At 55.5% G+C, this 13,636-nt stretch carries 13 protein-coding genes; 1 reads left to right on the top strand and 12 read right to left on the bottom strand.

The annotated features are described in order from the left end of the window. Positions 1-15 precede the first annotated feature (15 nt). The 10 genes from RA157_RS11990 to RA157_RS11945 all read right to left on the bottom strand — a co-directional run bounded on the left by RA157_RS11990 (position 16) and on the right by RA157_RS11945 (position 8,652). On the bottom strand, positions 16-807 hold the full coding sequence (locus RA157_RS11990) for a DUF6456 domain-containing protein (protein WP_350333360.1): 792 nt from the start codon (positions 805-807) through the stop codon (positions 16-18). Next, positions 804-1,178: a helix-turn-helix domain-containing protein gene (locus RA157_RS11985; RefSeq protein ID WP_350333359.1), complete on the bottom strand. Its 375-nt coding sequence runs from the start codon at positions 1,176-1,178 to the stop codon at positions 804-806. The genes RA157_RS11990 and RA157_RS11985 overlap by 4 nt, the downstream gene beginning before the upstream one ends. Positions 1,179-1,861: 683 nt before the next feature. Further along, a complete protein-coding gene (locus RA157_RS11980; protein WP_350333358.1) occupies positions 1,862-2,281 on the bottom strand; it encodes a Ros/MucR family transcriptional regulator in 420 nt (139 codons plus the stop codon). A 443-nt stretch (positions 2,282-2,724) separates the two neighbouring features. After that, a complete protein-coding gene (gene mnhG / locus RA157_RS11975) occupies positions 2,725-3,075 on the bottom strand; it encodes a monovalent cation/H(+) antiporter subunit G (protein WP_350333357.1) in 351 nt (116 codons plus the stop codon). After that, positions 3,072-3,434 carry a cation:proton antiporter gene (locus RA157_RS11970; protein ID WP_350333356.1) on the bottom strand — a complete coding sequence of 121 codons (363 nt, stop codon included), beginning with the start codon at positions 3,432-3,434 and terminating at the stop codon, positions 3,072-3,074. Before RA157_RS11970 ends, mnhG begins: the two co-directional genes overlap by 4 nt. Beyond that, the gene (locus RA157_RS11965) at positions 3,434-3,910 is read right to left on the bottom strand and encodes a Na+/H+ antiporter subunit E (protein WP_350333355.1); all 477 of its coding nucleotides are present in this window, start codon (positions 3,908-3,910) and stop codon (positions 3,434-3,436) included. The genes RA157_RS11970 and RA157_RS11965 overlap by 1 nt, the downstream gene beginning before the upstream one ends. Then, positions 3,907-5,493: a Na+/H+ antiporter subunit D gene (locus tag RA157_RS11960; protein WP_350333354.1), complete on the bottom strand. Its 1,587-nt coding sequence runs from the start codon at positions 5,491-5,493 to the stop codon at positions 3,907-3,909. Before RA157_RS11960 ends, RA157_RS11965 begins: the two co-directional genes overlap by 4 nt. A gap of 14 nt (positions 5,494-5,507) precedes the next feature. Further along, entirely contained in the window at positions 5,508-5,885 is a 378-nt protein-coding gene (locus tag RA157_RS11955; protein ID WP_350333353.1) for a Na+/H+ antiporter subunit C, read from the bottom strand. Then, on the bottom strand, positions 5,885-6,304 hold the full coding sequence (locus tag RA157_RS11950) for a Na(+)/H(+) antiporter subunit B (RefSeq protein ID WP_350333352.1): 420 nt from the start codon (positions 6,302-6,304) through the stop codon (positions 5,885-5,887). The genes RA157_RS11955 and RA157_RS11950 overlap by 1 nt, the downstream gene beginning before the upstream one ends. Beyond that, a complete protein-coding gene (locus RA157_RS11945) occupies positions 6,301-8,652 on the bottom strand; it encodes a putative monovalent cation/H+ antiporter subunit A (protein ID WP_350333351.1) in 2,352 nt (783 codons plus the stop codon). Before RA157_RS11945 ends, RA157_RS11950 begins: the two co-directional genes overlap by 4 nt. 308 nt (positions 8,653-8,960) lie before the next feature. Here RA157_RS11945 and msrB point away from each other — a divergent pair, with 308 nt between their 5' ends. Next, on the top strand, positions 8,961-9,368 hold the full coding sequence (msrB, locus tag RA157_RS11940) for a peptide-methionine (R)-S-oxide reductase MsrB (RefSeq protein WP_350333350.1): 408 nt from the start codon (positions 8,961-8,963) through the stop codon (positions 9,366-9,368). A 12-nt stretch (positions 9,369-9,380) separates the two neighbouring features. On the opposite strand, the gene RA157_RS11935 is transcribed toward msrB, so the two are convergent. Together RA157_RS11935 and RA157_RS11930 are read right to left on the bottom strand one after the other, a co-directional pair. Next, positions 9,381-12,833, bottom strand: a complete 3,453-nt coding sequence (locus RA157_RS11935; RefSeq protein WP_350333349.1) for a P-loop NTPase fold protein — start codon at positions 12,831-12,833, stop codon at positions 9,381-9,383. A 74-nt stretch (positions 12,834-12,907) separates the two neighbouring features. Next, a complete protein-coding gene (locus tag RA157_RS11930; protein WP_350333348.1) occupies positions 12,908-13,510 on the bottom strand; it encodes a LysE family translocator in 603 nt (200 codons plus the stop codon). Between the last annotated feature and the right edge of the window lie 126 nt (positions 13,511-13,636).

Genomic DNA, 13,636 nt, shown 5'->3' with positions numbered 1-13,636 from the left:
GACTCATTGCTGACCCTAAAGGCTCGGTTTCGCGCCTTTGCCAAGCCAGGTCGAAAGTTTCGCCCGATCAGGTCCCAATCCCTCTTCTGAAAGCCCGTAATGGCGAGCCAGACTGTTGAGAGCCAGTTTCAGAACCAGTTTGGCTGACCTGGGCGGCCATCGCCGCTCCCGCTCCACTTCGGCGAGGCCTTTCAGAAAGCAGCAGACATCCAGAAGCAGCCCGGCGAAATCGGGGCCAGCGGCTTCCAGCGCTCTTCTGACACGTTCCCGAGCCCTATGGGCCATGTCAGACAGGTCCTCGCCGCCTCGACCTCCCCTGATCCGACCACAGCTGACCGCCGTCCAGTCCATGGTTATGGATTTCGCCATGGCACCGCGTTCAAAATCCCGCCTCAGGCGCTCTCCTGCCTCAAACTGGTGGGACAGGATCATGGGGCGTCCGTCTGCAGCTTTTCGACTGTAAAGCCACCCCAAGGGGCTTTCGTCCCGATTGCGATGCATGGAGGAGGGTCTGGCTTGTCGAACTGCGCCCTGTTTGACATCCACAGGTGATGGTGCAGAGAGATTCTCCGTCTCAATGTCACCTAAAGCCTGCAACAGAATCTTTCGTGCGTCCTTGGTGGGCACAAGCAGGCCATCACGACTGATTACGGCAGCACCGGCTTCAATCAGCATACGAGCCTGCTCCTGACAGAGGCCGTCACGGCTTCCCTTGACGCTGAAACCGTCTTTGGACGGGCTCGCCTGTTTGCTTTTGAGGAGACGTTTGAGCTGGGAGACGCCGTCCCGGGTCAGAGATCGGGTCATGACTGCATATCCTTGCCAATTGTGATGAACCAGAATTTCAGTGTGGCTTCGAGACAGGACAGAACCGCCTCTGTCCGAGGATCATCCCTCTGATCTTCTACTGTCCGGCACGCATGCGCCACTGTGGTGCGGTCACGGGTAAACTCCCGTCCCACATCCGTGAGACTCAAACCAAGGCTGACGTGGGACAGGTACATCGCAACCTGCCTGCCAAACGCAACCTCAGCTGATCCCCTGCTTGTTCCCCGCAGATCATCCAGCGACAACCGAAACGCTGCGGCCACTACGAACATTGTTTGCAGGCAGGCTGCCGTTACCCATTTACTTTCCACGGTTCCGTTACTGCGGCTTCCGCTGAGACCAGTGGACACCTGTATGTATCCCATTAACTCCAACCCCTTAGCTTCATCTTCACGGTCTCCCGATGCTGTTGCTCCGAAAGACTTCCGCTATTTTGAGGCCCCGACGAGCAACGGGGATAAATCAAATGCTATGCAGCTTCTGGAAGCTTCGCCCGACAGCAGAAGTTCAGAGCTGGCGGAGACCGCATCTGGAGACCACATAGTTAGGAAAAAAATCCTATCCTCCTCTCTTTTCAATTGAAATTAAATTTAATGCAACTTTTGGTATCTTTCATTCGTGTAGAATGCCGCATCACGAAAATCTCTTCCTGATGCCAGGTGAGATCAGAAACTTATTCACGGGCGGAAGGACGGTGGCATCATCGCGTGTTAGGGCCGAAACTCATTGCTGACGTCCATTCTGAACCTCCCTGATGCACAGAATGGGCGTCGGCAATGAGTCTTGATCCCAGGATCGACTGTTATGGACCGGATGATTGACGGATAAAGCGCCTGAAACTCTTTTGAATCTGATCCGGGCTCAGCGGATACGGATCAGGTATGGCCATTGGACAGCAGATTGGCTGTATCTGCGTTCCCTGCACCGGAACCATTCATATTCCCGACGCTCCAAACGAAATCAGCCGGGCTCTCATCAAGAGAAGCCCGGCTGACATGATCATTCGATAAGAACCCTGTCGGGTCAGAAAACCTTACCGTCCGCGCTTGCGGCGCTGCTGGCCGAGGCCCATTTTCTTCGCCAGCTCTGAACGAGCGGCAGCATAGTTCGGGGCAACCATTGGATAGTCTGTCGGCAGACCCCATTTCTCGCGGTATTCTTCCGGAGACATGTTGTAATGGGTGCGCAGGTGACGCTTCAGGGATTTGAACTTTTTGCCGTCTTCCAGACAAATAATGTAATCTGGATTGATTGACTTACGGATCGAAACAGCCGGGCGGAGCGGCTCCGGCTCTGGCTCTTCTTCAACACCGACAGTACGCTCAAGAGCAGCATGAACTTCTGTGATCAGCCCGGGAAGATCAGCTGATGCGACAGCATTATTACTCACATACGCAGATACAATATCAGCGGTCAGCTCAATAAGGTGATCGGTGTCTATTTCTTCGGACATTGAACTCTTCTCTTCTTTTCTAAAAAAGGTTGAACCCTTCGGAAGTCTGTCATAAATGCTTCGATTTCTTACGCTCGGGGAATTAGCGGGTACCAATTCTGAATTTTAGCGATTCTGAAATCTGAAAATTATCTCGATGTCGTGTTTATACTGGTAAGATAAGATATTACAAGGCCATACAAGAAATTTATTGAACACAAATGTGTAAATAGCACGACAACAATATTAGCAAATGGCAATAACAGTAATGACAACGACTTTTTGGCAAAAAACACCATATGAACAGAACGTACAGCTCAATCAAACTTAAGTATTAACACGTATCTTGTATCTTCAACCCTCCCCAACAACATCCATCCAACGGTCACGAGGGAAGGCTCAGACCATAAAAAAACCTCCGCCAGGTGGCGGAGGCATGATTTGCAGAACCGAAGCAAAAATTATTATTGACCACCCTTGTCCAGATAGTCCTTGTAGTCATCGCGAACAGTCCCGTCCCAAGGCTTGTAACCGACCACATAGGCCGCCCGTGCCAGAAGGTGAGACGAAATAGGTGCGGTCAGCAGGAAGAAGATTATACCTGCCAGAGCGCGTGTCACCACATCCGGCTCCAGGGAGTGGATGGCCAATGCCAGCAGCATCAGGCCAGACCCGAGTGTCCCCGCTTTTGAAGCCGCATGCATCCGGGTGTAGAGATCGGGAAATCTGAGGATACCGATTGAGGCAACCAGAGCAAAAAGAGCTCCAATCAACACCAGAACTGCGCTCAGGGCTTCCAGTACACTAAAGATCATGATGGGTTCCCCTCACTCTGGGCACTCTCAGGCTGGGCACTTTCTGGCTGGCTCTTCTCTATCTGATCCGTCTGTTCGGATGCCTGACCACGATGCAGAACAAACCGGGCAAAGGCCACGGTCGCCAGGAAGCCAACCAGTCCAAGCGCAATAGCGATATCCAGATAGAGCGTATAGCCGGTCTTAAGACCGATCACCGCGATAAAGCCGATACCAACAGCCACCAGCATATCAAGCGCGAGTATCCGGTCCGGCAATGTCGGGCCACGTACGATGCGCACAATAATCGCCAGAAAGGACAGGCACAGCAACAGCAGCGAAAGGGTGATACAGGCGTCAAAGAAACTGTCTATGGTCATCAGCGGAACGCCTCCATAATCTTGCGCTCAAAACCATTGCGGATGTCAGCAATAGTCGCGTCCACATCGGCACCGTCGACAGCATGAACGAACAGGGTCTTTCTGTCCTCAGAGACATCAACAGACAGTGTGCCCGGTGTCAGCGTGATGAGGTTAGCAAGCAATGTAATCTCGAAATCCCTGTCGACCGTCAGAGGATAGGCGAAAACAGCCGGTTTCAGATTCATATCCGGGCGGATGACAATCACGAAAACCCGCACTGCCGACAGGACCAGTTCATACAGGAACAGTCCGGCCAGACCCGTTATCTTGCGCGCCCGGCGGAAATAGCCGACCGTCCCGATCTGCTCCCGGATCAGCAGTAGCGCCAGCATGCTGAGCACAAAGCCGAACAGCAGATTGACCGGGTCGAACGAACCTGTGACCGCCCCCCAGGCAATCGCCATCAGAACATTGATAAGAAACAGTCCTGTCATCTGGCACCTCCGAAGACGGATGAAAGATAATCACCGGGATGGATTAAGCCCAGCGCACTGCTGCCAGCAACCTGGAAGACAGGCTCCGGCCAGACGCCAAGCGCAATAACAATGCCTGTCAGCACCGTCACTGGCAGGTAAAGGCTCCACCGGTCAGATCTGGCAACAGGTTCAAGCGCCGGGCCATCATTGCCGTCCGGCGTGCCAATCGGTCCGCTGCGCCAGAAGGCATGAGCCCAGACCCGGAAAATGGCAATTGATGTGAGCAGGCCCGCCAGAAGAATGACACCGGCCAGCAGGTTCTGTTCTGCATCAAGCGCCGCACTGACCAGCATCACCTTGGGCCAGAAGCCTGAGAATGGCGGCAGACCGGCAACCGCAAAGGCCAGAACAATGAAAATGGCCGACAGATAGGAACTCGCCTGATAGGCACCCCCCAGTTCTGCCAGATTGTACCGCCCGCCAGACAGGCGCATGACAACCCCAAGAGCCAGATAGAGCCCGGTCATCACGATGATGGAATGGATCGCATAGAGAATGGCACCGGAGAGGCCAAGTTGCTCACCAAGGGCAACACCGGCCATCATGGAGCCGATGCCGGAGATCACCAGATAGCCCAGGAGCCGTCTCACGTCATTCTGCGCAAGAGCCCCAAGAACACCTGCCAGCATGGTGAAAATCGCCACAAAAAGCAGGATATCCGCATACTGGTCACGCGCGGCCGGCATGATCATCACCAGTGTTCTCAGCAGAGCATAGACACCAACCTTGGTCAGAAGCCCGGCGAAGACCGCAGAGACCACAATACGCGGTGTATGATAGGAGGCCGGAAGCCAGAAATTGACGGGGAATGCCGCAGCCTTCATGGCAAAAGCCAGCGCATAAAGTGCGGCAATCGTGTTGATCGGCGCTGTATCATCCAGCTTGCTGACCTTGATGGTGATATCGGCCATATTCAGGGTGCCAAGCGTTCCATAGAGATAGCCGGTCGCCACCAGAAACAGGGTCGTGGCAATCAGGTTCAGCAGAGCATATTTGACGGCACCATCCAGCTGCACCTTTTCCGAGCCAAGCACGATCAGACCGAAAGAGGAGATCAGCAAGACCTCAAACCACACATAGAGATTGAAGATATCGCCTGTGAGAAACGCCCCTGAAACACCTGTCATCAGCAGCATGAGAAACGGATAGAAGCCGTAGCGTCTGCCGACCTTGTCAATGTCTATTGCCGCGTAGATGCTGACCGCCAGAGCGACGACGGATGCAATCAGGGTCAGCGTTGCGCCGAGCAGGTCCACCGAAAAGGAAATACCGAAGGGCGGCAACCAGCGCCCCATGGTCATGGTGATCGGCCCCGTATCCATAATCCGCATCACCAGCGCACTGTTGGAGACAACGAGCCCCGCAAGCGCCAGGAAAGCCAGAGTGGGATGAAGACTGATATTCTTGCGGAACATCAGAAGCAGTGCCCCGGCAATGATGGTGATACAGATCGGCGCGATAACCAGCATGTCACCGAGCGCGACCGGCTCGACTACCATTGCCTTGGAAATATCAACAGCGTGATCGCTCTTGCCTGCCATTCACTTGCCCCCGATCAATAGCTGGTTGGCGGCACGCGTTCGCCTTCCGGCTCGGCTGTGCGCATCTGGTTGGTATTATCCGTCTCAAGTGCCTGATAGGCCCGGAAAGCCAGGACCAGCAGGAAGGCAAAGAAGGAGAACGAAATCACAATGGCTGTCAGGATGAGAGCCTGTGGCAGCGGATTGGCTGTCACCACATCCGGCACCTGTTGATCCGGTGCAATGATCGGCGGCACTTCACGGGTGATCCGGCCTGCCGTGAAAATCAGCAGGTTCACCGCATTGCCCAGCAGAGCCACACCCAGCAGAATGCGGATCGTGTAGCTCGACAGCATCAGATAGATGGAGGCCGCAAAGAACAGGCCCACGAGCGCAGAAAGAGCGGTTTCCATTATTTGTCCTCCCTTTCCTCAAGCGCCAGGGCAATGGAGCTGAGCGCCCCCATCACCACGAAATAAACCCCGAGATCAAAGATAAGCGGCGTCGAAAGGGCCAGCTCTACCCCGAAGATTTCCGGGAAAACCCAGAGACCGGTCAGAAACGGCACTCGCTCCCAGAGAGAGGGAAGACCGGCAATCGCCGCCATAAACAACCCGAAGCCTGAAAAGGCCATCGGGTGATAATAAATGGACCGCCGGACAGAGGAGACGCCAGCAGCCACCCCGTAGATGGCAATGGCTGATGCCGCAATCAGGCCGCCGATAAACCCGCCGCCCGGCTCGTTATGGCCACGCAGGGTCACGAAAATCGAGAACAGAACCATCAGTGCCGTCAGATAGGGGGCAATGGTTCGGAAGATCACCGTTCTCATGATGTGGCCTCCTCTTCCGTCTTGTCTTTTCTGGTTTTCACCCGGATGAGCGCCAGTACGGCAAGCCCGGTAATCATCACCACCGCAATCTCACCCAGCGTATCCAGTCCGCGGAAGTCGACAATGATGACGTTGACGATGTTGCGGCCATGGGCAATCACCCGGCTGTTTTCTGCAAAGAACTCGGACAGGCTTGAATTGAATGGCACCTGAGAGACCTTCAGCAGCAGCAGCGCGAACGCACCACCACAGGCCAGCGCTACGCCGCCATCCACCAGCTTTTCCTTGAAATGCCTGTGGTCATGTGGCGACAGATTGAGCCTTGTCATGACCAGAGCCAGGATCACCACAGACAGGGTCTCCACCATGAACTGGGTAAAGGAAAGGTCCGGCGCACCAAACAGCATGAAGATCAGCGCGACAGCAAAGCCCTGAATACCGAGCGACACAATCGCCGTCAGTCTGTTGGGAGCGACGATGACCGCTATGATGCCAAGAGCCGCAATCAGCAGGATGGCCCACTCATAGAACATCAGTTCCGGCCATTCCGGCATCAGCGGCAATTCATCAAAAGCGATCATTGGCCAGATCAGAACCACGGCAGTCAGCACAAACGTGGCGAACATATAGACCTCAAGGCGACCACCCTGAAGAATGCGGGTCACGGTTGTCGAGAAGTGCACAAGCCCCTTGATCACCATGTCAAAGCCGCGATCCGGGCCATATCCCATGCTCTCAAATGGCAGGAACAGACCGGTTGTGCGGATACGGTTCAGCTTCCAGAACACCAGCATGCCAAGCGCGATGGTAATCAGGGAGAAGCCAAAGGCCGCATTGATGTGAATCTCATTGCCGACCAGCACATCAAGCGGCTTGCCCGCAATAGATGATGCGGTCGGCGAGATCAGGTGGGCACTGGTAAAGCCGCCATAGAACATAGCGACTATGCCGAGTGTTGCCAGAACAACAGGGCCAAGCCACAGGCTGATCGGCGCCTCATGAGCGTGTTTCGGTGTCTTGGTCGGCTGTCCGAAGAACGGCTTGATGGCAACGGCAAAGCCGGCTGCAAACATCAGACCATTGCCGACAATGGCTACCGCAAGCAAAGCCATGGCAAATTCATTGCTGCCATGCCAGAGCCCGTCATACATGGTTTCCTTCGCCATGAAGCCGATACTGGCCGGAAGCCCGGCCATGGACCAGGCCGCGACAATGGCGGCGGCAAAAGTGATGGGCATCGCCTTCATCTGCCCGCCCAGCCTTGTGATGTCACGGGTTCCGGTTTCGTGGTCAATAATACCTGCGACCATGAACAGGGCACCCTTGAACAGGGAGTGAGCAAAGAGATAGAGCGCGGCACCCTTGATGACATAGTCAACACTGGTGCCGGTCAGCATGACCAGAAGGCCGAGTGACGCAACGGTGGTATTGGCCAGGATCAGTTTCAGGTCCTTCTGCCGGACGGCAAGCACCGCACCAAGCAACAGGGTCACGCCACCGAACAACGGCAGAACCGTGCTCCAGACAATGGTGTCACCGAAAACCGGCTGAATGCGCATCAGCAGATAGACACCGGCTTTCACCATGGTGGCCGAGTGCAGATATGCGGAAACCGGCGTCGGCGCTTCCATGGCGTTGGGGAGCCAGAAGTGGAACGGGAACTGCGCTGATTTGGTAAAGGCACCACCAAGGATTAGGAAGAGGATCGGCACATAAAGCGGATGATCCCGCAGCAGGTCTCCGGACGAGATAACCTCTGACATGCTGCCCATGCCGGTGGCCGACATCAGCACCAGGAAGCCTGCCAGCATGACCAGACCACCGCCGCCGGTGACCACCAGCGCCTGAATAGCCGCACGGCGAGACGCCTCACGCTTGTGGTCAAAGCCGATCAACAGGAAGGACGTGATCGAGGTCAGTTCCCAATAGATGAACAATGTCATCAGGTTATCGGCAAGAACCACACCCAGCATCGACCCCATGAACATGAGGATGAAGGAGAAGAACCGGCCCTGATTGGGATGCCCCTTCAGATAACCGCCCGCATAGATGATGATAAACGTGCCGATACCGGAGATCAGCAGGCCGAACAGCAGGCTGAGACCATCAATATAGAAGGAGAAGTCAACCCCGAAGGATGGCACCCAGGGCACACCGATCTGCGCCACATTGCCAGACGCAATCACCCCCAGATAAGACCCGAGATGATAAACAATAAAGGCCGGAGCAAGGGCTAAAACCCATCCGGCCCGGTGTTTGAGAAGTGCGGTGAGTACCGGAGCGGCAGCGGCAGCCAGAAACGGCGCTGCCAGCGCCCAGTAGAAAGCATCAATCCCCAACCAGCTCATTTATGCTCCTCTCCAATCGCATCCGAACCGCGATCGCAAAGCCGTTGCCTTGCCTGCATGAGCCCGAAGGCGGCTGCAGGTCCTCTCAATAAACGGACTTATCGTGAACACCGGTTTAACAGATTCGCGAGAATTTGAGCATTTCCAAAGCCAGTAAGCTTGCGCGAGACCGACAAAGTCCTCAAATATGAGAACAGAAAGAGGTGCTGCAGGACGATCAGGTAGCAAAACACCTCTAATTCAGAGATTGAGCCAAGTGCTTGGCAGGGACAGCCGGTAAGGCTGCGAGGAAAGACGGATCTGAGACCATGAGCGGTGAAAAAGTCGTCAAAAGCGATCAGGAATGGAAAACCCAGCTCTCACCAGAGCAATATTATGTCACCCGGCAGAACGGCACAGAACGCGCCTTTACCGGCCCTTACTGGGATGAGAAACGCAAGGGTTTCTATTCCTGCGTCTGTTGCGGACAGGATCTGTTCGAATCCGAGACCAAATTCGATTCAGGCACTGGCTGGCCGAGCTTTTACGAACCTGTGGAACCCGGCGCTGTGAGCGAGCATGTGGATCGCTCCTGGTTCATGAAGCGGACGGAAGTCAAATGCTCCCGCTGTGACGCTCACCTCGGCCATGTCTTCCCCGACGGCCCCAAACCCACCGGCCTGCGCTATTGCATGAATGGCACGGCTATGGATTTCTCCGAAGCCGAAGACGACTAAAGTACCGGACCTTTACCCCTGCCGTTTCGTGAGCGGCATGAGGATACGGAAATCAGCCAGGGCGTCCTGGGTCAGCCGGATGGGGGTGGCAGTGCCGCCCTCTTTCTGCTTCCAGCCGGTGAACAGCAGCCCGTGCGCGAGATCATCAGACAGGATTTTACAGACATCACGATCCAGGCTGGAGCCACCTTCTTCGTCTGATTGTGCCAGTTTCTGCCAGTCTGCCTCCGGCTTGCCAACCAGGGGCAGAAGGCGACCTGACAAGGCTTCATCCCTCAAAAGACGTTCCCAGATCCATGCCCGCTCTGTGCTCAGGATCACAAAGGCCAGCAATTGCTGCCAGCGCTCCCCGCCCAGATCGAACGCATCCAGTGCCTGCAGAGCACTGTTCTGATAGGTGGCCATCATATTGATGATGAGCTTGATACGGCGCGGGTTATCCGGCAACAGGGTTGAGAAATCCGACAGGGCAAACCGGATCTGACGGTCCGCCTCATCAGATGTGGCCGAGGCGATGGCCACTGTCTCAGCAATCCGGGCCTTGCTGGCGGAGATATCCGCCTCACTGACCTGCCGGGCGCGAAGATATTGCCGCAATCGTTCCTTGCTGTTGCCCGCCCCCTGCTCAAGAACCGTTTTCACCCCTTCCTGCAGAACAGACCGGGCAACCGGTTCACGTTTCTTCTGGGCGGGAGCGTTCTCGACGGGCTGCGGTTCGTCTGCCGTCTCTGTTGTAGGGGCTGGTCCGTCGTCAAGGTCATGGGGCTGGATAAGAAGCGCAACCTTGTCACCGTCTCCCACCGCGGCATCAGAGACAAGCAGCCGGTCAATATAGCTCTTGCGCGTATCCTCGCTGATTGCGGGCAAAAGGATAGACATCTGAATAGCCTTTTCCGCATAGCGACGGGCGAATTCGGAATGTGTCTCGCCATCTCGCCGCATATTGGTATGGAGTTTTTCGCAGGCCTTTTCGATCCATGACCGGTCCCCGAGCAGCAGATAGACCACATTGGAAGATTTGAAGATGGTCATCAGGCCGATCAGCAGGTCTGTCACACTCTTGTTTTGACAGCGGTCCACATCATCAATCACCACCAGAACCGGTGCGCCCAGCCGCGCCATCATATCCGCATAGTGGCGCCTGAAGCTCTCAAACGGATCTTTGATGCCGAAGACCTTGGCATCCCGGGATGACAGCAGGCTTGTCATCAACGCATTGGACAAGGGTCGCGTCAGCGCCAGGAGACCGGCTGTGGAACCGGCAATGCCGAGCACGCCTTTCACTCCCTTAGTCAGGGCCGCATCCTCAATGCCGAGAAGGCTATCGAGCCCGAGCCCGAAAAACAGGGCATAGAGCGTGAAGGACAGGAGTGCCGCCAGCACCAGTATTCTGGTTTGCGGAGTGAACAGACGCCAGATATATTCCCTTGCCCAGAGGTCCAGCCAGCGCCCCAGCCGTTCTGCCCGGTCGCCGCGTGCCTCTTCGTGCCTGACCGCAGTGAAGACCTGCTTCCGGATAACTTCATAGAAATTCCACCAGGGCGGGTCGACCGTCTCGTGTCGCCAGATATTGTAATGCGCGATGAACCACGGACGACGATAGTTCTCCGGCCAGCGCTCCTCATTCGCAAGGTCGAGGTCAGCCAGAAAACCTAGTCTCTTTGCCCTTTCTCTCTCAGTCTCTTGTTTGTCAGCGAATGGATCAAGTCCGTAGCGACCGGGGCTCAGAATACGGCAGAGATGATTGGCAAAGGTGGACTTGCCCCCGCCCCAGGGGGAATCAATATGGGCGACAAAACCGTTCTCGTCCTGATCCGGATCCCGAGGTCCCTCCGTAACCCCTGTCCATGAGGCAGCATCAACTCTACCGTTTGCGGGCGTCCGGGCAGGCCTTTGCCCGCCCTGTTCATCAATGATCCTGTTGAGCCTGTAGGCCAGTGTGAGGGCCAGAGGAGCGCGGCCCAGATGATCATTCAGTTTCTCGGGCGCATCCGGCACATAATCCGCGTCAAAACGGTTTTCCCGCTCGGGCGGGTCCTCTTGGACCACCGAGGTATCATCGGCCTCGGTCTCGTCTTTCTCTTTCTGAGGGTTTCGTTCTTTGAGAAGCCGGTCGATGGCTGACACTTCCTGCGGCGTCAAGGCCCGCATGGTGCCCTGATAGGGCCAGTTTGAACCGGTTTTGGTAATGGCGGCGAGCACATCATCCCGCTGAACAGCATCCTCCGGGAAGGCTTCGACCACCTTTATCCTGACCTGATCGTCAGTTTCATCAAATCCGACAACTTCGCCTGTGGCCGTGACGCCACTGCCCAGATCGCGGTTGCCCATATTGCGCCAGAAGAAAACCCGCTGCCCGGGCTGAAACCTGCCCGTCCCATAATTGCCGCGCGGCCAGGGTTCTAAATGTCCGGGCTCAGCACGGCCCTCGAAGCCGGTCAGACCGTCCTCATTTGGCGCATATTTGCAGAGCCAGACATGATCTGTTTCTGTTTGGACGTCATCAGTTATGGGTGGAGAGGTGTCCGCCGCTGCTTCGTTGGGGTCTGAGGGTGGCGGTGTGGTGGTGCCCGCAGACGACGGTGAGGCCTTTCGCTCAGGTTCATCCTCAGAAAGACGGTTCGCGACCTCTCCCAGAATCTCACTGATACCCGGGGCGTAGCTTTCCAGGGCTTTGGGGTCGAAGGGAGTATCTATAGAATTCTGCCAAAAATCTCTCAAAACCTGATTGGTGGTTACTGGCCCCTCATCCCAATATTTGTTCGGTATGAAGGCCAGACTTACCTCTGCCAATGGATCAACAAACACACCACTCAATCGGCGGCTGAACCATTCTAGCCAAATATTCCAATGTCCACCATTGGAGAACAGATATTCTGACAGTTTCTCCCTATCGATTGACAATGGGAACAATACTTGTGACGACCACAAAGGTTCTTTGGCCAATTCGTGGGGCAACATGGCATTTTCGAGTCGCCCAAGATCGGACCCGAAAATTTCGGTGGAGTGATTCAGGCTGTTGTCATAGGACGCAATGACACCGGAAATCCATTTTATAATCTCGATACCGCTTGCAGGTGGCTCATTATCACTCCTGAAATTCAGGCGTAGGGGTGTTCTGAGAATGTAGAGCGCTCTTGATGTGGACCGGACCGGATTATCTGCATCGAGAGACAGCTCCACGCCCACGTCCTGATCAAGCTGCCAGGCGTCCTGATAGGCTGTTCTCGCCAGTTCTTCAAAAGCCATTTCAGGAAGCGGGAAGGTTGCCCTCACCCAGGCAAGCAGGGCACATCTGAAGTGAAGCAGTGCCAGATTGGCCGCATCCTTATCATTCGCCACTTGCCACAAACGATGCAGCAGGGGGATACAGCGGAGGGACATGCGGGTTGCCAGCACCCTGAGCTGGTCTTCATCCAGCCCGCTCAGCCGCTTTTCCAACTCCTGGCCTAAACCATCATCCATGGATGCTTACTCCCCCAACCCGGCCCCCATCTTGGGCACCCGGGCGGGAGATTGCAAGCGACATGACGTACACTTCAGGGCCAGAAAGCCGGTATCAGGGAGGCCACCAGAAGAAGGGCCATGGTGCGATTGAAAAGCCGCAGGTGGCGATCTGACTTGAGATAGCGGCGGATGCCGGTTCCAAACGCTGCCCAGATGATCACCGAGGGGATGCCCACCAGCCCGAAGACCAGCGCAATCATCATCACCTGCCCGGCAAAGCTGGCTTCCAGTGTGGCAAAGGCGGCAATGGCGCTGATGGCCATGATCCAGGCTTTGGGATTGACCCATTGAAAACCCGCCGCCTGAAAGAAACCGAACGGCTTTGCCGCCTGCTTGTCTCCGCTGACCGACGAGGCATTGGCTATCTTCCATGCCAGCCATAACAGATAGGCGGCACCCAGCCCTTTCAGAACCTGATGCAGAAGCGGAAAGCGCGTGAACAGCTCACCCAGCCCCAGGCCGACGGCCACGATCATCACTGGAAAACCGATAACAATGCCTGCCATATGAGGAACGGTCCGGCGGAAACCAAAATTAACACCAGAGGCCGCCAGCATCAGCACATTCGGCCCCGGCGTGGCAGAGGCCGTAAAGGCAAACAGAAACAAAGGCGCAAGAAACACAGCATCAAACATACCCACCTCCCCTCTCAGCAGGTGCACATGGCCCCATATCAGGCCAGAAAGGCAGTGAAGCAGAGAAAATATAATAGGTCAATAATATTGACATATTTATTATGATGGTCTTTGCCACCGGTCACT

The organism is Coralliovum pocilloporae (genome assembly GCF_030845175.1).
Lineage (GTDB): Bacteria > Pseudomonadota > Alphaproteobacteria > Rhizobiales > Cohaesibacteraceae > Coralliovum > Coralliovum pocilloporae.
Note: the sequence above shows the minus strand (reverse complement) of the source record. Positions and strands in the feature narration are given on the sequence as shown.